Consider the following 21833-nt stretch of genomic DNA (forward strand, 5'->3'; position numbering starts at 1 on the left):
CGGTGCGTAGCACCGGCCCTCATGCGTTACTGATCGTTACCCGCATGGGACGAGACGCCAAGGGCGGCTCGGTGGAGCGAAGCGGAATAGAGCAGGATCGCGCCAGCGGCGCGAAACGCCGATCATCTCTTTTCAAATTTCGGTCCGACTGCGATCGCCCTGATCCCCGACGTTCGTGGCCCGAATTGCGCAGCCCGATAGCGGTCCTACATTCAGCTATACGATCGTCATGCCGATGAGTTGTTCCGAGACAGTCCACAGGCGTGTGGCCGCCACTTCATCCAAAGCCCTTGAAGGTATGTTCGCCCGAGCTGGGAAGCCTCGCGTTTCACTCAACCCGTCCGGACCATAATAGGCTCCCGGTTCCGCGTCGGGGGATGTTGCGGCGAAGAGCGTCGGGAGTGCGCCCCGAGACGTGGGTTGGAACAGGAACCATAGCAGCGATCGCGTCAGGCCCATCGCGCTCCAGCGTCCTGGTGCATTGTGAAGCAGATCGGTTCGCGCGATACCCGGATGTGCGCCAATGCTGGAGAGTCCCCATCCATTTGCCTCGCTGCGGCGCTGTAGTTCCAGCGCGAACATGAGGCAGGCCAGCTTCGACTGGCTGTAGATCGGCATGGGCTTGTAGTGCTTGTCCGCATTCAGATCGTCAAAATCGATCGAGCCGCTCCGTGCTGCGACGCTCGACAGTGTAATGACCCAGGCGCCATCGCTGGCTCTCAGGAGCGGCAGGAGTTGGCCTGTGAGCGCGAAATGGCCGAGATAATTGGTCCCAAGCTGCAACTCGAACCCGTCTTCTGTCTCCCGGCGCTGTGGAGGCACCATGACACCGGCATTATTGATCAGGAGGTCGAGGCTCGCTTGCTGATTTCGCAGCCTCTCTCCAAATGCTGCAATGGACTTCAGACTGGCGAGATCAAGCTGCTCGAAGCGCACATGGGCATGTGGGACCTGGGATCGGATCGATGCGATCGCTGCAGCCCCTTTTTCTTGGCTACGGCCTGCGATGATGACGTCGCAACCAGCACTTGCCAAGGCCAGCGCATCCTCGAAGCCTAGGCCTCCTGTTCCCGTAATGACCGCAGATCGGCCGCGCTGGGAGGGAATGTCGGATACGGTCCATGTCGTCACGGGAGGAGCCTTTTCAAAAAAGCGCACTTAGTGTAAAAAGACAAATATCGCACTGAGTGTAATTTTCAAGAGGCAATGCTTATTGTGCCGAGCGCAACCTCTCAAATGTCCACCGACGGATTGCGGGAGCGCAAGCGCCGCGAGACCCTGCAGCGGATAACCGATGCGGGAATCGCGCTTTTCGTCGCCAAGGGTTACGAGACGACCACCATCGACGAGATCGCGGTCGCGGCCGGAATCTCTCGGCGGACGTTCTTCTATTATTTCAAGTCGAAGGACGACATCCTCCTGTCTTTGCAGAGCGGCATGGGCGCGATGATCGCGGACGCAATCCGGCGTGCGCCAGACACCATGCGACCACTCGATGCGATCCGCGAGGCAGTGGTGGTGGTTAGCGCGTCAGTACCGACGGACGACATGATCGTTATCGACAGGCTCATGCGCTCTAGCGAAGCGGTTCAGGCGCGAAAGCAGGCAAGCTATGTGCAACACGAGCAAACACTGCTCGCGGCGCTGCGAGAGCGCTGGCCAGATCAGCCGAGTGAGATGGCACTGCGGCTCGTCGCAATGATGGCCATCGGCGCCATCCGGCTTTCAACGGAAATATTTCACAACGAGGGCGGACAACGTCCAATCGAGGCGGTGCTCCGCGAGGCTTTTGAAGCGTTGGACAACGAAATCGCGCCCTAATTTTACTTCGAATTCTACGACCGAAGTCTTCCTGCTCGGCGGCTGCTGCCGCCGACAAAGCTGTCGTTCGCGGGGGCAGATTCGCTCGTTGATACCTGCCGGTCGTTCATAGGGGTGGACCGGCTTCCCAGAGATATCAGGAAGCCGGAATTTTCAAATTTCGGTCCGTTCGGACAGCGTCAGAGCATCATCGACATCTACGCCGAGATATCTGACTGTATTTTCGATGTTGGTATGGCCGAGCAGGATTTGCACGGCGCGAAGATTGCCTGTGGCTTTGTAGATCAGCGCCGCCTTGGTCCGTCGGATCGAGTGTGTGCCATACTCGCGTCTGTCGAGGCCGATCGTCGAGACCCATTCATCGACGAGGCGCGCATATTGACGTGTACTCAAATGACCGAGGTCGATCCCGCTTGGGAATACGAAGTGGCGTATCGTCCCGCCGCGCCGATCAAGCCATGCTTTGAGGCTCTTGCGTGCCTCGGACATGATCTCGAATTGCACCATCGCACGTCTCCTACGACCTTTGATGGCCGCGCAAAAAACGCTCGGCTAAAACTATGGGCATTCCGTAGGGAGACGTCACGGATATCTCCCAATGGTCCCGACCAAAATTCAAACCTATCGGAGCGCCAAGATAGATTGAGGTTTCGCGTACTCATGCGCGTATAGAGAAGCATGCGAGGAGGTCTCGAAGCATGAAACGTCACCTGATTGCTGCTGCATTGATGCCGTTTTCGACCGCAGCCAGCGCGGCCGCGCCTATCGTTGTGCATCGCGATCCCGGCTTCGGCTATTGCGAGAAATAGGCGGTGGAGGTGCAGGCCCAGTTTGGTCGCCGCGTGACCCTGATCGACGATCAAGCCCGAGCGACATTTCAGCGTACCCACGGCTTCTGGGGTTTGACCAAGGACGCTGTTGAGCGGGACCGTGAGATCAAGACACCGCTGGCAACGCGGGCGCTTGTCCCGTCGCTTGCATCCACGCAGGCTCCGTCACCCCCTGTCATGAAGAGCGCATCAATGTCCGACCCACAGTCGCGACCGGCGTGCGCAAGGTGATTGAGGATGCACTGCGCGCCACCGGCTTCACTGTCGCTCCGGACGATTTCCTCGACATGGGCGTTCGCGTGAGCGTGGTACCGCTCTGAAGGGGTGCAGGAAGGCCCATGCCCAACGCCGCTCTTTACATCCAGATACTGGCGGGCCTCGGTGCGATCATATTGATGACGGCCTGGGTTCCGATGATCATGCGGAAAATGCCGCTCTCGCTGCCAATCTTCTGTGTCGGGGCCGGCGCAGCCTTGTTCATGCTGCCAGCGTTGCACCCCTTTGCCGTTCATCCGCTACAACACCCGATCGCTGTCGAACGCCTGAGCGAGCTGGTCGTGGTGGTTTCACTGATGGGCGCCGGCCTGAAGATTGACCGGCTTATCGGGCTTCATCGCTGGGCACTCACCTGGCGTCTTCTTGCAATTGCGATGCCGATCACGATCCTGCTGGTCGCGGCGCTCGCCTCGTCCCTTCTGGGGCTGGGAATTGCCGCGGCAGTGTTGATAGGATCAAGTCTCGCGCCGACCGACCCCGTGCTGGCCAGCGACGTTCAGGTTGGAGCACCCGGAGAGGGGGAGGAAGGGGAAGCCCGCTTCGCGCTCACATCCGAAGCGGGACTGAATGACGGGTTGGCCTTCCCCTTCGTCAATCTGGCGATCGCCATGACAGGCCTGTCGTTCGGGACCGAGGCGTTCGGGCGCTGGCTGCTGATCGACCTGATCTGGAAACTTCTGGTCGGGCTCTGCATGGGTTATGGCATTGGCAGGGTGCTTGGCCATTTGACCTTCCACCTTCCCAATGTGGCCAAGCTGTCGCGCACCGGCGACGGTTTCGTCGCCCTGGGCGCCGCGCTGGTTGCTTACGGATTAACGCAACTGGCCGGTGGGTACGGCTTTCTTGCTGTGTTCGTCGCAGCGCTCGGCCTTCGTCATGCCAGCCGTGACCACAGCTATCAGCATCGGCTGCATGCGTTCGCGGAGGAAACCGAACGCCTGCTCATGATGCTGTTGCTCGTCCTGTTCGGCGGCATGGTCATGCATGCCGGCTTACTGGCAAAGCTGGACGCCCGGATCATTGTGTTCACTTCCCTCACCATTCTTGTCGCGCGTCCGCTCGCCGGCTTCATCAGCCTCAGCGGATCGCAGATACCCTGGCGGGAAAAAGTCGTGATCTCTTTCTTTGGAATTAGAGGAATGGGCACGATCTATTATCTCGCCTTCGCCCTCAATCAGGCTGATTTCCCTGACCCGGCGAAGCTTTGGAGCATCGTCGCCTTGACGGTGCTTGTTTCGATCCTGCTGCATGGCATCACCGTCACTCCGGCCTTGCAGTTCCTTGATAAATGGCAGGCGCGGCCGAAGGCCGATGCTGGAAGGCCACCCTCAATGTGAGGAAGCAAGCTTCTCCGAGGACATTCTGGCATTGCTGGAAGGGGCTTCTTCCAAACAAGTCGTTAGGTGGCCTCACCGTTACATGCTGAATAGCCCCTAGTTTTCTAGACGCCTTCAATCCTACTTTTGAGGACAGGAGGTGATGATGGGGAAGCCCAATTTCAGCGATGAGTTCAAGCGTGATGCGGTGGCCCAGATCACCGAGCGCGGGTATCCGGTAGCCGAGGTCTCGCAGCGGCTAGGCGTGAGTCAGCACTCGCTGTATGCGTGGAAGCGGCAGCTGGCGAAGCAAGTGTCGAGCGATGCCGGCAAGGATGCCGAGATCCGCCAGTTGAAGCGCGAGCTGGCCCGGGTGACCGAGGAGCGCGACATATTAAAAAAAGCCACCGCGTATTTCGCCAGGGATGCAAAGTGAGATACGCGTTCGTTGCTGAGCATCGTGACCAGTTCAGGGTTCGGTCGATGTGTCGATGCCTGCGCATCCAGCCCAGTGGTTTCTATGCCTGGCAGAAGAGCCCGCTGAGCCAGCGGGCTCGAGAAGATGCTCGGCAGACGGAACTGATCCGGCAGGCCTGGAACGACAGCGGCAAGATCTATGGCTACCGCAAGCTGCACGATGACCTGCTGGATCAAGGCGAGACCTGCTGCCCGAACCGCGTTGCCCGGTTGACCAGGCTGGCGGGCATCAGGGCGCAGATCGGCTACAAGCGCAGGCCCGGCAGCTATGGCGGCAGGCCGTCCCTGGTGGTCGACAACACCCTCGATCGCCAGTTCGACGTGGCTGCACCAGACCGGGCCTGGGTGACAGACATCACCTACATCCGCACCCTGGAAGGGTTTGCCTATCTGGCTGTCGTGATCGATCTGTATTCCCGCCGCGTGGTGGGTTGGTCGATGCAGAGCCGGCAGACCACCGATGTGGTGCTGCAGGCGCTGCACATGGCGGTATGGCGGCGTAAGCCGAAGCACCGGGTGCTGATCCATTCGGACCAGGGCTCGCAGTTCACCAGTATGGACTGGGCTGCGTTCATCCGGGCTCACAATCTTGAGCACTCGATGAGCCGGCGCGGCAATTGCCACGACAACGCGGTGGCCGAGAGCTTCTTCTCCTCGCTCAAGCGCGAGCACATCCGGCGCCGGACTTACAGAACCCGCGAGGAAGCCCGGCAGGACGTGTTCAATTACGTCGAGATGTTCTACAACCCGGTTCGAAAGCAGGTCAGGAACGGGATGCTGTCGCCTGTCGAGTTCGAACGGCAGAAGATTTTGAAAGCGGAAGGCGTCTAGAAAACTAGGGGCTATTCATGAACAATTGACGCCAGCGCCCTCAAGCGCCGCATTTGGATCATGGAAAAAGGCATCATGAATATATCCCAGAACAGCGTTGGCCTGGCGGTTTCACTGATACAGGCACAATCTCGCCTGCCGTCTGTGCCGGCAAGCGAACTGATAAAATTACAGCGGCTGGAATGTCTGCTCACGACTGCTCGCGACAAGCTTGCGCGCGGGGGAGCGCTGTCCCGGGCCGATATGCAACGCCTCAACGGCGCCCTCGACGACCTGCAAGCCACGTGAGCGTCGCTGGCGGGTCGCGTGGTGAAGAAGGACCGGCGGCGGCATTCCTTTCCGCCCTTTCCCGTCCGCCTCGATTAGGTGCAGCCCTGAGCCATATCTGTGCTACAATGTGCGATCACCCGGATTTTTGCCCCAGGCATGTCGTGACAGAGAGACCATCGTGTTCCCGCCTGCAAATGGGAGATAATCGATGTCAGACGCTTTGCCGCCTACATGCCCCTCTAACGAGCAGCCGTCATGATCAGCCAGACCACCCACAAATCGGTGATATTTTCCGAGCCATTCCAACTGCCGGAATTCGAAACGCCTCTTCCCGCCGGCACCTATGATGTGGAAACGGAAGAGGAGGTGCTTAAGGGCAATGTCCATACGGCCTTACGCCGGATAGCTACAACGCTGCGCATCAGAAATGGCGCGGCCATCGAGCGTCACCCGGTCAACCCTGAGCATCTGGATGCGGCCTGGGAGCGCGATCAAAGGGCAGCGCGAGTGGCCGGGGTCCCGCCCGCGAATCGGGCCTCGGTTCCTCTCTGGGTCCAAAACATACCCGCCGACGACAGCCGATAGGTCAGCCATGCTCAACAGTTCAGCCATGTGCAGGCGGCAGGCAGCGTATCATCGGCAGGTCGCGGCGGCCTCACCCCTTGAGAAGGTGCGCAGGATCGCGCTTGCGGCCGCCAACGCCTGGGAGGTCCAGGCCATGGAGGCGGAGGCACAGGAAAGCGGAGAGCGGGGCATGTTAAGCGCACAAGGCGCAGCGATCGCTCTGGAATTGCACCGGGAGGACGAGGAAAAGGAACGCGCCCTCATGAAGCGCGGCGCGGACAAGAGCGATTTCAATCGTCTGCAACGCCCTGCAGACGATTGAAAGACGCACCCGCCCAGCACGGATAACGTCATCAGCTTTTCAGCGTCACGATGCTCAATGTACCCGGCTTCTGCGAAGGGCTGGAGGCATTGTGCTTCCGGGGCTTTGCGGCCTTGGGTTTACGAACTTCGCGGTTCGATCTTTTCTGACTTTTGGCCATCGGAACGCTCCTTCAAGATCAAAATGGACGGCTCGCAGCAGGAACGGCGCAACCGGGATCAGCATTCCCGCTGAACCAGGCCGCCACCCTCATTCTCCCATTCGTCGAGGGCATCTTCGAGCTCAACCTTTCGTCCCGCAGCCCACGCCTCGTCGCCGGCTCTTCGAATATGGCCTTTCAACCAAATCCTGGCAGCGACGATTTTCTCATAGCCGTGGATCGATCCCGCATAGGCCATGCGGGCGACCGCCCCGACAAAATCATCATTCCTTTGGGGATTTTTCGTCTCATATTTACGCATCGTAATCATAGGAGGAGCTCCCATCAGGCAAGCGGGAGCGGATGTCTCTCTGTCACAGGATGCTTGCGATCAAAAGCGAGTGATGAAGCACTATACCATATATCCGGTTGGATGACGGCATCGATTCCATCCTCATGGCCAATATTTCTGCAGCCCGGAGAAAAGCTGCGAGATCACCGCATTCAGGTCGCCAGAACCGGCTGAGTAATTTCCGAGGCTTCTTTGCGAACAGTGAACCCGACATTGTCGGCGAAGCGCGCTCGGAAGTGCGGATGGTTGCAGCAATACGGGGCGAGTGAAGCGGAAACATGGGGGAATTGCCATGACAAATGTGGGTCTGCACCGAAAGGGATCGCGTTCGGGAAGGAACTCGGCTTCCGATATCCTGACCAGACAGGATTTTCATCCATCCGGCAGTCCCAATTCGATCCGTCTGCGTTATTTCGCCCCGCCAGCCGATCTGCGATTGCACATCGGCTGCATATATCTGGTCACGACGGATACAGATCATGCCACTGGCATGATGGGCGCAGACTTTCCCCAATTGCGCTTCATGCTGTCGGGCAGCGGCCACTATATCTTTGCCGATTCCGCCACCTTCGCGACGCCGATGGTCTGCATGCTCGGCCCGACCATGGGGGCGACCCGCTTTCTGTTGGCTGGGCCTCTGCAAATGTTGGGGGTCGCATTGCTGCCGTTGGGCTGGCTTGCGCTTACCGGCCGTGATGCATCGGCGCATATTGACCGCCTTTATGACATGACGGCGAGTGCTGGTGGCGCCGCCCATGAGGAGATTCTCAGTCGACTCAAGGCAGCTGATGAGCCGGAAGAAGCGGTGATCTTGCTCTGGGATTATCTGCGAGCGAATATGGCCGAGGTGCGTCCGGCGATAAGGGCATTTGTCGCTACGGTGGACGACTGGCTGGCCAGCGAGACATCGCCGCAAGTGCGCGAACTTCGGGCCGCCACCGGCCTCTCGGAACGGCAAGTCGGCAGGCTGACCAATCGCCTCTATGGTGCGCCCCCTCAATATCTGGCTCGCAAATATAGGGCGCTCCGCTTTGCCGTGCAGATCGCGCGCGGTGGTCAGGACCGGCACGGGCTTTGCTACGACAGTTTTTATGACCAGTCTCATTCCATCAGGGAAATCAAGCAGTTCCTTGGCCGCACGCCCAGTCAGATCAGGAAACTGCCGATGGCCACGCAAATACCAGACGCGCCAGTTCAGGAAGCGACCTTGCCCCCATTTTACGCATGATCGATGCCCGGTGATTTTCTACGGTACGCTGGCTGATGCCCAAATCCGCAGCGATATTCTTGCTGGGATGCCCCAAAAGCACCATGTCCATTATTTGATGCTGCCGCTTCGTCAATGCAGCGATCCGGCGTGAGGCGGCTTCCTGGACCCCGGACGATTTACCGGCATCATGAGATTGTTCGAGCGCACCGCCAATGCTGGCGAGCAGTGCCGCGCGTCCGACCGGCTTTTCGATGAAATCGCAGGCACCCGCTTTCATCGCCTGAACCGCCAGCCCGATTTCGCCGCTGCCCGTGATGATGATCGCCGGCAATCGGTCGCCCCTGTCCCGAAGCGCTTCCAAAAGTGCGATGCCGCTCATGCCGGGCAGGTTGGCGTCGATCAGCAGGCATCCCTCGCCCCCCGGCAGATATCCGGCGAGAAACGCCTCCGGGCTTCCAAAAGCCTCGACATGGCTGCCGTCGGCTTCCAGTACGTCGCGAAGGGACGCACAAATTTCCGGGTCGTCATCCACGACGAACACGGTGGGCACCGGACCGGCGCCCGACGCCCCATCCATCGGGGCGCCATGCGGCGCACTGTCCGGCAAGAGCCGCTCCATCGCCGCGGCAAGTTCGCGGGGCTGTACCGGCTTGCTCAGTTGCACACAATCCTGAAGCGCGATCTCCGCAAGGGAAGCCGTCGATATGTCGCCGGTCAGGATGATGCCGGGCACGGGATGATTAAGCAGATTGCGGAGCTTCGCCAGCAGTTGCAGGCCGTTCATGCCGCCCGGAAGATTATAGTCGGCCAGGATGATATCCGGCCGGATCGCTCCACCCGATACGAGCTTCACGGCAGTCTTTCCGTCCGGCGCGATCCTGACGATATGCCCTTCAGCCTTGAGCAGTTGCGCGAGCAGGTCAAGGACGTCGGGATCATCTTCAACAAGGATGATCTCGCAACCTGAGCGGGCCGTTTTTCCGGCATCATGCTCGCCCCGTTCGGCAACGAGCGCCGGGCGGGAGCCGCCGCTGCCTCGCCTGACGCCGATGGAAAAAACCGACCCTCTGCCGGGGGCCGACCGGACGCGCACTTCATGATCCAGCAATGCCCCGAGGCGCTGGACGATCGACAGGCCGAGGCCAAGACCAAGGCTGCGTTCGCGCGCGGCGTTGTCGACCTGATGAAATTCATCGAAGATCGCATGAAGCTGGTCTTCCGGGATACCGATCCCGCTGTCCCAGACTTCGATGCGCAGCCCGTCGCCGCTGCGTCGGCAGCCCAGCACTATGCGGCCCCGCTTGGTATATTTTATGGCGTTGGCAAGCAGATTACGCAGCATCTGTTCCAGCAGGCGCGGATCGCTTTCGACTATCGCAGAGCTTGGCCGGACATGCAGAGACAAATGCCTCGCCTGGGCCAGATAGGTGAATTCATTCTGCAGCCGGTCGAGCAAATCCCTGATCGGGAAGGCCACGGGCCGCGCCGTGATCACACCCGCTTCGATCTGGTTGATGTCGAGCAAAGCGTTGAGCATGCCCGACATCGCGCCGACCGTCTGATCGAACCGGGCGATCAGTTTCTGAGCATCCTCGCCTTCGACCAGCTGCGCCAGAAGCGCCTGTAGCAGCGTCAGCGATTGCAGCGGCTGCCGCAGGTCGTGGCTTGCCGCCGCCAGAAAGCTCGATTTGGCCAGGTTCGCCCGTTCAGCTTCCTGCCTCGCCGCGTCCACGGCCGATACGGCCAGCTTGCGCTCGGTGATATCGACGAAGGTAATGACGACGCCTTCGACCCGATTGTCATGGGCAAGATAGGGAAGAATGCGCCGCACGAACCAGACACCGTTCTTCGCGCCGATTTCGCGTTCAATGGCATCCTTGCCCGCCAGGACCGCCTGGGCATCGGTGAGCAGATCTTCATCCGTCGCGAGCGAATGGAGGTCGGCGAGCGGCCGGCCAATGTCGCCAGGTATGACGTTGAAAATGGATCTGGTTGCGGGCGTGAAAAAGCGGATGCTGAGTTCACGGTCAAGGAACAGCGTCGCCACATTCGTGCTGTAGAGCACGTTCTGCAAATCGTCGGCGGTCGTCCGCTGGCGATCAAGTGTTTCCTGGAGCTGCGAGTTCAGTGCCGTCAACTCCTCGTTGAGGGATTGCAACTCTTCCTTGGATGTCAGCAATTCTTCGTTGGTCGACTGGAACTCCTCGTTGACGGACAAGGCCTCCTCATTGATGGCTTTCTGTTCCTGGGTCGACATTTCCAGATTCTGCAGCGCATTCTGCAATTCGTCCTGGGTTTCTTCCAGTTCGCGTTCCAGATCGGCGATCCGGGACCGGTCGACACGCGCCAGGATGGAACCCGGCATGCGTTCCCGGCCAGTCTCTTCGATGAAGCAGACGAGCAACAGCTCCTCTCCCTCATGCGTCAGAAACCGGACATCGATGTCAAACCAGATCGTCGCGCCATCGCGGTTCAGCCGGCTGCGTCCGGCGCTGACCTGCGGCCTGTCCTTCCCGGCCTGTTCGATCGCGAGCCTCAGCTTCGTCCGCAAGGCAGGGGTCGCCATCGCGAGCAGGTCGTGCGAGGGGTAACCGGGCGCTACGCGCAGATATCGGTCCGTGGGGCCAAGCGAATAGAGGCACTGGCGCTGACGATTGACCAGCACGGCGGCCGGCGCATGCGTTCTGAGCACGGCCTGACGACACAGATCGGCAAGCGTCGCCTGACGCGCCGGCGGTTGCGTTCCGGTTGACGCGGCCAATGTGGGAATGCTCTCGTCGAAACTCAACGGAAAGCCCGGATCGCCGGGCCGGCTCCGCGTGATATGCCGATAGATTTTCTCGGTCTTCGCGATCAGTTCGAAGCGGTCGTCGATATTACCGGCGGCATCCGAAGGGCCGAGGAGCAATATCCCCTGTTCGCGCAGGGCGAAATGAAACAGCGCGACGGCCTTCGACTGCGCTTCGGGGTTCAGATAGATCAGCAGGTTCCGGCACGATATCAGGTCGATCCGCGAAAAAGGCGGGTCCGCCAGCAGATTCTGGACCGTGAATATGACGTCGCCCCGCAGGTCGGCAACGACGCGATAGCCGCCGCCATCCTCCTTCCTGAAAAATCGGGCCAAACGGTCGGGCGAAACATCCTCCGAAATGGTTCCGGGATAAAGGGCTTCGCGGGCGGCAGCGATGGCATCGGGCTCAACGTCGGACGCAAATAGCTGGAGCTTGATATCGCGCCTGGCGGCCGTGATGGCGTCACGGCAAACCATCGCAATGGAATAGGCTTCCTCGCCCGTGCTGCAACCCGGCACCCATATCCGCAGCGCCCGATGCTCTTTCAATCCCCCAATGAGGTCTGGAATGATCGTTTTGCCCAGGGTCGTGAAGACCTGCGGATCCCGAAAGAAGCGGGTGACGTTGATGAGCAGGTCCTTGGCGAGCTGATCGCGCTCCCGCGGGTCATTCCGCAACAGCTGCAAATAGCTGTGCATATTCTTCGCCTCGATCGGGGCAAGGCCGATCCGTCTTTCGATCCGCCTTTCCAGCGTGCCACGCTTGTACAGCCGGAAATCATGCGCGGTCGTCTGCCGGAGAAAGTCGATGACATCGGGCAAGCCGGTCGATTCAGGCCGATCGGGCAAAGCAGCGACATGCTTACCGAATTTCGCAAGTGCTTCCGGCATCCGGCCCACAGGAAGCACCGCGTCGACCTTGCCGGTGAGAATGGCGCTGCGCGGCATACCGTCATAGTCCGCTTCGTCAGGGTCCTGCGCGATGATGAAGCCGCCCTTTTCCTTGAGTGCAGGCACGCCGAGGCTTCCGTCCGCGCCTGTGCCGGAAAGGATCAGGCAGGCAGTGCGTGAACCGCAATCCTGCGCCAGCGATTTGATCAGGAAATCGAAGGGAAGACGCGCGCCGTGCCGAGCCTGGGGCAAAGACAGATGCAGCGCGCCGGAGCGTACCGACAGATAGCGCCCGGGCGGAATGACATAGAGGCAATCGGGCTCAAGCAGCGCACCGTCGCTCGCCTGGACGACGTTCATGGCGCCATGTTCGGCGAGCAGTTCTACCATCATGCTCTCATGCGTCGGGGCTAGATGCTGGACCAGAATGAAGGCCATGCCGGAATGGGCGGGTAATCCGGCGACGAGTTTGGTGGCGGCTTCGAGCCCACCGGCCGAAGCCCCTATGGCGATGATGGGAAAAGAGGGGCTCCGCTGCATCATGTGCGCTGGCAAGGTCGTTCGGCGGCTGACGGAGTCGCATGCCCTTCGACCGAGATGCCGCGGTGTCGTTGGCCGACACCCGACTCGGGAGTAAATGCTGCCATGGATCGGATTATAGCATGTCGGCCAGCGCAACCCATTACGCCCAAACGATATGGCATATGCGAGATTTGAGTAATTTCCGACCCTGATCGGTCTGGTGACGGCTCTGCTATGGTCATGGGCAAGCCCCTCGCCGGACCGCTCTTGGGCGCACAGCGCCGGTCAGAATCGAAGATCGTCCAGAGGTGCACGCTTGGAAAAGGCGACGCATGGGAGTATGCCGCATCATGAAGCCGCTTCAGATATTGCTCGTGGAAGACGATGCGGTCATCGCAATGTCCCTTGCAGATCTGCTAAGCGGCCTGGGACACACCGTCTGCGCATTTGCCGAGACCGAAGCGGAAGCGGTGGCCGCCGCCGTTCGATGCAGGCCCGATCTGATGATCGTCGATGCCAACCTGTATGAAAGCAGCGGCATCTCAGCTGTCGCTCAAATCCTCCTCGGGGGCTTCGTGCCGCATATATTCATGACGGGCGATCCCTATCAGGTGCAGGAATTGGCGCCAGGTGCGGTCATCCTGCGCAAGCCATTCAAACTTCATGAACTCATCAGTGCCATCGAACTTTCCAGCCAGTCATCGGACTGATCCTTCACTCGACCAAATGAGTAGTTTCCGATCCTCAAAATACATCCTTAAGCCGTATATGATCATCCCTAATGATTAATAGCAATCATGGCTGGAGAGAAACTATGCGTATCTTCATAGCAGGTGCAATGGCCGCGGCCATGCTTACGGGCTGTATGAACGACGGCAATAATCGTCGTCCGTACGCACAATGGCGACAATATGACTATAACCGGCCAGACCCGAATTATAGCGGATATTATGCCGATCGATATTATCGTGAGGACCGTCGCTACGGCGAGCGCCGCCTGACGCAAAATGACCGCATCTATCGCGGTCAGGACGGGCGCTATTATTGCCGCCGTTCGGACGGCAGCACAGGCCTGGTCATCGGCGCCATTGCGGGCGGCGTGCTCGGTAACATGATCGCGCCCGGCGGATCGGAAACGCTCGGTACAATCTTTGGCGCCGGCGCGGGGGCGCTTGCGGGCCGCGAGATTGATCGCGATACCCGTTGCCGCTGAAGCAGCAACGGCATGGGATCGAACATTGCCGATCCATCCGCAGTGAGGGGATGGATCGGCAGGAGATAGGTTATGTCCATCGGTATCATCCTCATCATCATCCTCGTCATCCTATTGCTGGGCGGTTTCAGTGGCCGCTTTGGCGGCTATGGCTATGGCTATGGTCACGGCGGAGTTGGGGTGATCGGCGTTATTCTGATCATCGTTGCGCTGCTGTTTCTGACCGGTCGGCTGTGAATATAGTTCCCGGCGCGCTCGCAAGCGCGAGGGGGCTTCAGCTTCATTGATGATAATAGAACAGCATCAAAGGATATTTTTCATGCGCGCATTCATTCTCATGGCGTCAGTAGCCGCACTGACCATACCGCTGGTGTCGCTCGCTCCTGCGGCCCAAGCCCAATCAGGATGGTCGCGGCATGATCGGACATCGGCCGGCTATACCTTGAGGCAGGTCAGTATGTGGGCCGGGCCGGACACCGATTATCCTGCCATACGCTCCATCCCCGGTAACCGCCGGGTCGATATTTACGGCTGCCTGAACAACTGGAGCTGGTGCGATGTGGGCTACCGTTCGGATCGCGGCTGGGTTGCCGGCCGCTTTCTGGGTGCCGATTACCGGGGGAGACGGCAGTCGTTTGTCACGGTTGCGCCCTATATGAGCATCCTTGTGTTGTCGTTCCGGTTCGACGACTATTGGGACAATCATTATCGCAGCCGTCCATTCTATTCCGATCGCTCTCGTTGGGAGAGTCACTATTACGACAATTACAGGCCTGAATGGGGACCCCGTCCCACCACCCCGGATCGGTATCGGCGCGGGAGCGACTGGCAGCGTCCGCAGATGGCGCCGGACAGGCGTGGGTCTGGGCACAGGGATCAGCCGGTAAATCCTTACCGCCGCGACGCGACCCCCCAGGCAGTACCGACGCCCGACCACCCCAGCGTTAGCCCCGGTGCGATGCGGCATCGTGATCAGCGGCCTTGGGAAGCCACGCCCCCTGCGCAAGGAAGGAATGACTCCGCTGCCGGGAAGCAAGACGATGCCCAGGAGCACGCCAGGAGGAAGGCCGAGGGCGACAATATGCACAATGACCGGCAATAACGATCCGCGTCGTCGAAGGGCATATACCCTCATGAATGAATATGGAGCCTTATTGTGAGAATTTCACATTATATTCGATTTGCAATTTTGCTGGGCGGCTTCGCCGTTGCGAGTTGCAACACTGTCGAAGGCGCCGGAAAGGATGTGCAATCGGCGGGTAGAGCTGTTGAGCAAACGGCGCAGGATGCAAAATGACGGCGCGTAACAGGAATTTATGAAATCAGCCCGCTGGAACAGCGGAGGGATTAAGGGTCTGAAGTGCGGCCTGACCTCCGCGATAAGCGATGAAAAAAGCTGCCGTCTTGCCGCTTCACCCGAAAAATCGCGAAACGTTTCCTATGAATTGCAACAGGATTTGGTTGCGCTGGCTGATGAACAGGGTGGCATAGGATGAGTGAAATTCAGGTTCAACCGGCTCGCAGCATGGCTGAAGGCAAACCAGCCGCACGCGTTGCAGATCTTGCCCAGCGATTACTGGAGGGAGGGCTGTCCGAACTTTCGGTGCGCGAACAGCGGGTCATTTCCACAATTGTCGACCGGCATCATGTCACGCGCAGCGTCAATCGTGCGGTAGACGACGACCAGACCATTGGCGACCATATCGCGGACCGGGTCGCGCGCTTTGGGGGTTCCTGGACCTTCATCATCATTTTCGTGGTGGCGCTGGTTGCATGGGTCGGACTCAACACGCTGGTGCTGATATATTTCGGTCCAGCGCTCGACCCATATCCTTTCATTTTCCTGAACCTGATTCTCTCGATGATCGCCGCGCTGCAGGCACCTATCATCCTGATGTCGCAGAACCGCCAGGCTGCACGCGATCGGATTTCGGCCGGCCTCGATTATGAAATCAATCTTAAGGCTGAACTGGAGATCATGGCCTTGCACGAAAAGCTCGATGCTCTGCGGATCGACCGATTGGAAATGTTGCTAAGGAGCCAGGGTGAATTGCTTGAACAGCTTGTTCAATTCAGGCCAATGGAGCGCGCTCCAGTCGTCTCATGAAGCTCGACAGCCTTCCGACGTTGATGACGTCAACCCCAGGAGTATGAGGATGCCTATCCTACGTCTGGATGGGATATCTGATCGAACGATTGCCCCGGCTTTACCAATCCCCGTGTTACACCGAATTTGACCCCGGCATCTTCGTGTGGCCGGATATAGACACGATAGATGCTGGGAAAGTCTGTTCGCAATATCTGTTCGATCTCCCTGATGATACGCTCGACATCTCCCGCCGAAATCCGATTATCGAAATCGACATTTACAGTGGCAATGATTTCGGTCGGTCCGTTGTGGACGGTGACGATCTCGCCGATACCCATCACGCCTTCCCGGGTCGCGGCGCGGCGAATGCCGGCGATAAGTTCAGGATCGGCCGCTTCACCGATAAGTAGGCCTTTCGCTTCCCTGGCCAAAAAGATAGCCACGGCCCCGAGCAGCAGGCCGATCAGGATCGACGCAACACCGTCAAACCGTGGTTCACCGGTCGCCTGGGAAAGGCCAAGCCCAATCGCGGCGATAACAACACCGACCATTGCTGCACCATTTTCCAACAAAATGATGACGGTCGCCGCATCCTTGGTAGAAGTAAGCGCCTGCCACCAACGCTTGTCGCCCCGAGCCGCGTCGAACCGGCGAAACGCTGCTGCGGTCGAGGCTCCTTCCAGAAAAAAGGCTATTGCCAAAACTGTGTAAGCTATCAGCGGTGAGACAGCCGGTTCGGGGGCCAGTAGGTGAACGATTCCTTCATAGATCGCCACACCCGCGCCGAGCGCAAAGACAAGGAGCGCCACGACAAAGCTCCAGAAATAAAATTCGCGGCCGTAGCCTCCAGGATGAGCAGCGTCCGGAGGCTTGGCTGCCTGCTTCTGGCCATAGATCAATAATAACTCATTGCCCGAATCGACGAGGCTATGCACACCCTCGGTCAACATCGCGGACGATCCCGTAATCGCTGCCGCTGTGAACTTGGCGATTGAGATTCCTCCGTTCGCAACGAGTGCGATTACGAGAATCTTTGTTTCTGAATTCATCCCACCTGCCATAGCGGTCATTCTCAGAATATTGCTCATTCTTGTTACCATATACGGCCTTGCACGTCGTGATTCTCAGCGCGTGTACCTTCAGACCAGTACCTGCCTCAAAGAGAGAACAGGCGTGAAGGCAGACCCGGCGTTGGCAAATTGTATAACCGGCCTGCGCACAAGCGAACGGCAAATTCTTGCGGCCTAGTTCCGTAACCGTCATTCCGAAATGTCCGACATCCCTGCCGTGAGCGCTTACCCTCGACAATGACATTTGAAGCATGATTCGGTAGAAATAGGGCCGACGAATCGGCCTTATTTTTGGTCTGTGTTTCCGCGTTTGAGAATCGAACCCATTTTGATTCCAGCGATGATGGACCGATTGATGGATTCATTTGTCATACAAGTGAAATTTTGTTTATTTTTCATTATCTTATTTAAGTAATTCGATTCCGGCTCGGTCCAGATTGCTGTCAGCCAATGCTCGCTGATAATTGAAAAAACCCATGATTTCCGCTAGTTTACAGGTAATCGCTGATTGGCAGCGACTGCCTCTATTTGCCTGTGACCGCAGACGATGGGGCCCTACCTTGGGGGCCTCGCGAGGCCCGCTGACATCCAAAGCGGTTGCCGAGACCCTTTTGAACATGGCCATCGCAGCCTGCCTCATTCCGCTGATCATGGCGTGGCTCTGGCGTCGTTTCCAATACGGGACCGACAGGCTGCGGAAGCCACAAGAGCCAATCTACGCGAACGCCACCGACGAGACGCGGGAAGCGCTTGAAAAGCTCTTTGCCTATCTCCAGCGCGAAAGCGCACCAAGGGCCTACTACCGCAACTGGAGGGGCACCCCGATCTATCTGGAGCACCGTTATTTCTTCGGAAATTTACGAGTCCTGCTTCTGTCGGAATTTGCCGCCGTCCGGGCGCTTTGCGTCTCGCCGGGCGGGAACCGGATTTCCGGCGCGATCAAGATCGAGAAAGACCCCGACGAGGTTATCAAGGAACTCGGCATCAAACCCAAGCGGGCCGGTAGTCCAGGCCGGAACGCGAAATATGCCTATAGCGACGCTCGACTGAGCGCGCTGGACATGAGCAACCGGACAGCGGCGATCAGGGCAATCAAGAAATGACTGTCGGAATGGTTTGAGGAACATGCAGACGAGACCGGGGACGTGCCACGTGGCGACCTTCTCGCTCCCTATGCAGAAAAAATTTGCGTGCATTTAGATAGGGCGAGAAGCGGCACCATAGGCCGCAACCATCGGCAGCCAGACTGGGCTAGAATTCATTCACACATCTATTCAAGTTCGAATGTTTCAAACAACAATTATGCACCATTGCACTGCACATAAAGGATGACCGCTAATCCGCCGAAGCCTTCCATGTCGTACGCGCTTCAAAAAGCCACGAATATCTCGGATCGGTTCCTGCCACGAAGTTATATCAAGCCTGTGGCATTTGCGTGACAGCTTGTTTGAAAATTTCTTAAATCACAATAGTTTATACTTTACAGCTTTGCTCGGGGAATTAACCTGACCATCGCATTCCGCAAGGGTTCGGTTGGGGCGGGATAGTGAGCGGGGGGCGCGTACTTCCAGAGCAAGGGGACTGGAGCATGAACAGAATTTTGAAGACCGCGCGCCTGCGCGCGGGTGCAGCCACGGCTCTAGCCGGGGTCGCTTTGATGCAGGCGTCACTGCATGCGCAGGAACAGGCGCCTCAAAATGAGCAAGACACCGTGGAAGCCGGAGAAACGATTATCGTGACGGGTTCCCGCATCGTGCGGCCCGAACTCGATGTCGCCAATCCCATTGTCGCCGTCACCGCAGAGCAGATTGAGCAGACCGGCCGCACCAACATCACCGACGTCCTGCTACGCAATCCGGCCTTGTCGGCGTCGACCGGCAGTTCGCTCGCAGGCGGCGCGGATGCGGGCTTCGGCGAGACAGGCGTAAACCTGCTCAACCTGCGCAACCTGGGCACTGATCGCACGCTCGTCTTGGTGAACGGCAAGCGTCACGTCGCCGGAATCGCAAATTCCGCGGCGGTTGACATAAACTCCATTCCACAAGATCTGATCGACAGGGTCGACGTGCTCACGGGCGGCGCCTCCGCAATATACGGGGCAGACGGCGTGTCGGGCGTGGTCAACTTTATCCTTAAGCGCAACTTCGAAGGGCTTTCCGTCCGGGGCCAGTCAGGCATCTCCTCAAAGGGGGATGCTGCGAACCGCTATTTCAGCCTGACGGCTGGCCAGAATTTCAGCGAAGATCGCGGCAACATCGCTTTCGCTTACGAATATAACAAGTCAGACCGCCTCAGCCCCTTCAAGCGGAGCTTTTCGGGCGATCCCGCCCGCTATGGCGAAATCCTCCAGAATCAGGACGATCTGGGCGACGATCCGAGCGTCCCTGATCGCATTCTCTACCGCAATCTCACATGGGCAGACAGCGCACCTGATGGCGCCGTCGATATCGATCTCGACGGCATTCCCGACTTCACGGGCAGCGGTTTGCCTTATGATCGCGGCATCCCGTTGATCGGCGGCAACGCTCGCGCCGTTGGCGGATCCAACACGCCGGTCGCAGGCTATTTCGGCGACCTGCAGCCCAAAACCGAGCGGCATGTTTTCAACATGTTGACCAGCTATGAATTCTCGTCGGCCATCCGCTTCTACGCGGAAGGCAAATATGCCGCGACGCAGGCCTATTCGGTCGGACAGCCCAGCTTTGACTTTTTCACTTATCTCCAGCCCGACAACGCTTATCTTGTCGATCGCTTTGGCGCCGGTGCAGCGCCAGACGGCGCCTATGTCTCGCGCGACAATTTCGATTTCGGCATTCGCGGTGAAACCGTAAAGCGCAAGACGATGCGCTTCGTTGCCGGCTTCGACGGGGATCTGGGCAGCAACCTCAAATATGATATTTCCTACATTTACGGCCAGACGAAAGTACGGAACCGCCAGACGGCAAATCTGATCGGTGATCGCTACTATGCCGCACTGGACGCGGTCCGCGATCCGACGACGGGTCAGATCGTCTGCCGGTCGACGCTTGAATATGACGGCGTGATCGATCCCGACAATTTCGGCGGGCCGGCCACCACCTTCTCGCCGGGCGCCGGCAGCGCCTGCCGTCCCCTCAACATCCTGGGTAACGGCGTGGCGTCGCAGGAGGCGCTCGATTTCGTGCTGGCGGACAATCTTAGCCGATCGAAGATCACTCAGGAGGTCGTTACCGGTTCGATTTCGGGCAATCTCGACTCTGCCTTCACCTTCCCCGGCGGCGGCTCCTTCGGCTTTGCCCTGGGCGGGGAATATCGGCGCGAGAAAAGCTCCGATACGCCCGACCTGCTGATCCAGAATGGCGATTTCCGCGACACGGCGGCCTTGTCCCCTAGCAGCGGCAAGTTCAATGTGAAGGAGTTCTTCGCCGAAGTGAACGCTCCGATCCTGTCCAACATGCGCTTTGCCGAACTGCTCTCGGTTGGCGGAGCCATCCGCTTTTCCGACTACAGCACGGTCGGCAAAACGACGACATGGAAGGTCGACGGCATCTATGCCCCGATACGCGACATCCGTTTCCGGGGTTCCTACTCGCAGGCGGTGCGTGCGCCCAACATCGGCGAACTGTTCCAACCTGCTACCGGAACATTCGATTTTGTCGTTGATCCCTGCGATTTTCGCCGCATAAATGACGGCACGCAGTATCGGCAGGCCAATTGCACTACCATCCTGTCGGGGTTGGGGTTGTCACCAGCAGAAATCGCCGCCTTCAGTCCGACAACCGATCCGCAGGCCACCACATCACGGCGCGGCACGACCGGTGGCAATCCCGACCTGACGGAAGAAACGGCCAAGTCCTGGACTGCGGGCGTCGTCCTCCAGCCGCGCTTCATTCCAGGGCTGACGCTGACGTTCGACTGGTACGACATCAAGATCAAGGATGCGGTCAACACACCGACGGCTACCGAGCTCGCCGAACTGTGCGTCGATCAGCCAACGGTCGACAATGTGTTCTGCGAGAACATCTTCCGCGACACGGGCACCGGCTTCGTCCTGGGCGATGGCGACGATATCCAGCGGCGGATCGGCTTCAATGTCCGGCCGCAAAACGTCGCAGCGATCAGAACGGCGGGCGCCGATTTCTCCGTTCGCTATGCCTTCACTCCAGCGGGCAATCTGGGCTCCTTCGCCGTCAGCCTTGTCGGCGGCTATCTCGACAAGAAAACCGAGGTGCCTTCTATCGGCGCTGATGTGGATGACGATATTCTCGAATCCTACAACCCGCGCTGGCGCGGAACGCTGGACCTCGTCTGGAAGCTCAAGGGGTTCACGGCCAATTATTCGTTCAACTATTTCAGCAAGACACGCCGCTACACGACCGAGCAACTGGCGGCCAATCCGGACCTCGTGGACCCCAAATATGTCTGGTACAAGGAACTCAAGCAACACGACCTTCGCCTTGCCTATGACGTCAACGACCGGTTTCAGTTCTACGCAGGCGTCAACAATTTGACCGACCAGACGCCGGATATCGGTCAACTGAGCTACCCGATTTCGGGTGTCGGACGGTTCGTCTACGCAGGCTTTAAGGTGCAGACCGACCGGCTGTTCTGACCGAGGACGGGCAGCGGTCTGGCCTTTAGCGTTCTTCAGATTTTCAGGATCGGACGCCATGGCGCCAACTTAGGGCCGGAATAGGAGATGACCGATGGTTCGATAGGTCGGCCGGCGACCCGTGAAGCGTGATGCACGTCACGCGCAAACTCCAAAGAGACGCTTATTATCCGGGCCGCGACCCGAGGAATTCAGGCTTGCCTGATTTCCAAACTTCTGGGCCCGGCAGCCTTCGCGCTGCTGGGCCTTTTTTTAAGA

Annotated in this window: 21 protein-coding genes and 1 pseudogene; 16 read left to right on the forward strand and 6 right to left on the reverse strand. The window is 58.8% G+C overall.

Translation table 11 applies throughout. From position 1 onward, the window contains the following. Positions 1 to 216 precede the first annotated feature (216 nt). Entirely contained in the window at positions 217 to 1131 is a 915-nt protein-coding gene (locus MRBLMA1_RS13060; protein ID WP_363737256.1) for an SDR family oxidoreductase, read from the reverse strand. 105 nt (positions 1132 to 1236) lie between these two features. Between MRBLMA1_RS13060 and MRBLMA1_RS13065 the strand changes: the two genes are divergently transcribed. Continuing rightward, positions 1237 to 1821 (forward strand): TetR/AcrR family transcriptional regulator, encoded by a 585-nt coding sequence (locus tag MRBLMA1_RS13065; RefSeq protein WP_363737257.1) that lies wholly within the window; start codon positions 1237 to 1239, stop codon positions 1819 to 1821. Between the two features lie 153 nt (positions 1822 to 1974). Here MRBLMA1_RS13065 and MRBLMA1_RS13070 read toward each other — a convergent pair. Continuing rightward, positions 1975 to 2358: pseudogene (locus tag MRBLMA1_RS13070) on the reverse strand (tyrosine-type recombinase/integrase); the annotation flags it as partial. A 631-nt stretch (positions 2359 to 2989) separates the two neighbouring features. Between MRBLMA1_RS13070 and MRBLMA1_RS13075 the strand changes: the two are divergent. The 5 genes from MRBLMA1_RS13075 (at position 2990) to MRBLMA1_RS13095 (ending at position 6707) form a co-directional block, all read left to right on the forward strand. After that, entirely contained in the window at positions 2990 to 4264 is a 1275-nt protein-coding gene (locus tag MRBLMA1_RS13075; protein ID WP_363737258.1) for a cation:proton antiporter, read from the forward strand. Between the two features lie 145 nt (positions 4265 to 4409). Further along, positions 4410 to 5551 (forward strand): IS3 family transposase gene (locus tag MRBLMA1_RS13080; protein ID WP_363737444.1). Its coding sequence is split into 2 segments (ribosomal slippage): positions 4410 to 4650 and positions 4650 to 5551, totalling 1143 coding nucleotides; the frame shifts between segments, so codons are not numbered across the junction. Between the two features lie 60 nt (positions 5552 to 5611). Next, positions 5612 to 5839, forward strand: a complete 228-nt coding sequence (locus MRBLMA1_RS13085; protein WP_363737259.1) for a hypothetical protein — start codon at positions 5612 to 5614, stop codon at positions 5837 to 5839. A gap of 237 nt (positions 5840 to 6076) precedes the next feature. Continuing rightward, a complete protein-coding gene (locus MRBLMA1_RS13090) occupies positions 6077 to 6406 on the forward strand; it encodes a hypothetical protein (protein WP_363737260.1) in 330 nt (109 codons plus the stop codon). Between the two features lie 7 nt (positions 6407 to 6413). Next, on the forward strand, positions 6414 to 6707 hold the full coding sequence (locus MRBLMA1_RS13095; protein ID WP_363737261.1) for a hypothetical protein: 294 nt from the start codon (positions 6414 to 6416) through the stop codon (positions 6705 to 6707). A 31-nt stretch (positions 6708 to 6738) separates the two neighbouring features. Here the strand turns inward: MRBLMA1_RS13095 and MRBLMA1_RS13100 are convergent, their stop codons facing one another. Both MRBLMA1_RS13100 and MRBLMA1_RS13105 read right to left on the reverse strand, forming a co-directional pair. Further along, positions 6739 to 6867, reverse strand: a complete 129-nt coding sequence (locus MRBLMA1_RS13100; RefSeq protein ID WP_363737262.1) for a hypothetical protein — start codon at positions 6865 to 6867, stop codon at positions 6739 to 6741. A 58-nt stretch (positions 6868 to 6925) separates the two neighbouring features. Then, positions 6926 to 7105: a hypothetical protein gene (locus MRBLMA1_RS13105; protein ID WP_363737263.1), complete on the reverse strand. Its 180-nt coding sequence runs from the start codon at positions 7103 to 7105 to the stop codon at positions 6926 to 6928. Positions 7106 to 7490: 385 nt separating this feature from the next. On the opposite strand from MRBLMA1_RS13105, the gene MRBLMA1_RS13110 reads away from it, so the two are divergent. Next, a complete protein-coding gene (locus tag MRBLMA1_RS13110; RefSeq protein WP_363737264.1) occupies positions 7491 to 8426 on the forward strand; it encodes an AraC family transcriptional regulator in 936 nt (311 codons plus the stop codon). Here the strand turns inward: MRBLMA1_RS13110 and MRBLMA1_RS13115 are convergent. Beyond that, positions 8350 to 12633, reverse strand: a complete 4284-nt coding sequence (locus MRBLMA1_RS13115; protein ID WP_363737265.1) for a chemotaxis protein CheB — start codon at positions 12631 to 12633, stop codon at positions 8350 to 8352. The two genes, MRBLMA1_RS13110 and MRBLMA1_RS13115, sit on opposite strands and share 77 nt — an antisense overlap. Positions 12634 to 12962: 329 nt before the next feature. Here MRBLMA1_RS13115 and MRBLMA1_RS13120 point away from each other — a divergent pair, with 329 nt between their 5' ends. From MRBLMA1_RS13120 to MRBLMA1_RS13150, 7 genes are all read left to right on the forward strand, one after another. Continuing rightward, positions 12963 to 13322 (forward strand): response regulator, encoded by a 360-nt coding sequence (locus tag MRBLMA1_RS13120; protein WP_363737266.1) that lies wholly within the window; start codon positions 12963 to 12965, stop codon positions 13320 to 13322. 104 nt (positions 13323 to 13426) lie between these two features. Next, positions 13427 to 13825, forward strand: a complete 399-nt coding sequence (locus tag MRBLMA1_RS13125; protein WP_363737267.1) for a glycine zipper 2TM domain-containing protein — start codon at positions 13427 to 13429, stop codon at positions 13823 to 13825. 72 nt (positions 13826 to 13897) lie between these two features. Next, positions 13898 to 14062 (forward strand): DUF3309 family protein, encoded by a 165-nt coding sequence (locus MRBLMA1_RS13130; protein ID WP_363737268.1) that lies wholly within the window; start codon positions 13898 to 13900, stop codon positions 14060 to 14062. Between the two features lie 82 nt (positions 14063 to 14144). Continuing rightward, positions 14145 to 14927, forward strand: a complete 783-nt coding sequence (locus MRBLMA1_RS13135; protein WP_363737269.1) for an SH3 domain-containing protein — start codon at positions 14145 to 14147, stop codon at positions 14925 to 14927. 72 nt (positions 14928 to 14999) lie between these two features. Then, positions 15000 to 15122, forward strand: a complete 123-nt coding sequence (locus MRBLMA1_RS13140) for an entericidin A/B family lipoprotein (RefSeq protein ID WP_363737445.1) — start codon at positions 15000 to 15002, stop codon at positions 15120 to 15122. A gap of 19 nt (positions 15123 to 15141) precedes the next feature. Then, on the forward strand, positions 15142 to 15321 hold the full coding sequence (locus MRBLMA1_RS13145) for a hypothetical protein (protein WP_363737270.1): 180 nt from the start codon (positions 15142 to 15144) through the stop codon (positions 15319 to 15321). Beyond that, positions 15318 to 15932 (forward strand): DUF1003 domain-containing protein, encoded by a 615-nt coding sequence (locus tag MRBLMA1_RS13150; protein WP_363737271.1) that lies wholly within the window; start codon positions 15318 to 15320, stop codon positions 15930 to 15932. Before MRBLMA1_RS13145 ends, MRBLMA1_RS13150 begins: the two co-directional genes overlap by 4 nt. A gap of 53 nt (positions 15933 to 15985) precedes the next feature. Here the strand turns inward: MRBLMA1_RS13150 and MRBLMA1_RS13155 are convergent, their stop codons facing one another. Then, positions 15986 to 17002: a cation diffusion facilitator family transporter gene (locus MRBLMA1_RS13155; RefSeq protein WP_363737272.1), complete on the reverse strand. Its 1017-nt coding sequence runs from the start codon at positions 17000 to 17002 to the stop codon at positions 15986 to 15988. 458 nt (positions 17003 to 17460) lie between these two features. Here MRBLMA1_RS13155 and MRBLMA1_RS13160 point away from each other — a divergent pair, with 458 nt between their 5' ends. Together MRBLMA1_RS13160 and MRBLMA1_RS13165 are read left to right on the forward strand one after the other, a co-directional pair. After that, complete coding sequence (locus MRBLMA1_RS13160) at positions 17461 to 18087, forward strand: hypothetical protein (protein ID WP_363737273.1); 627 nt, start codon at positions 17461 to 17463, stop codon at positions 18085 to 18087. Between the two features lie 485 nt (positions 18088 to 18572). Next, on the forward strand, positions 18573 to 21575 hold the full coding sequence (locus MRBLMA1_RS13165; protein WP_363737274.1) for a TonB-dependent receptor plug domain-containing protein: 3003 nt from the start codon (positions 18573 to 18575) through the stop codon (positions 21573 to 21575). Positions 21576 to 21833: the final 258 nt, after the last annotated feature.

It is taken from the genome of Sphingobium sp. LMA1-1-1.1, assembly GCF_040676365.1.
GTDB lineage: Bacteria > Pseudomonadota > Alphaproteobacteria > Sphingomonadales > Sphingomonadaceae > Sphingobium.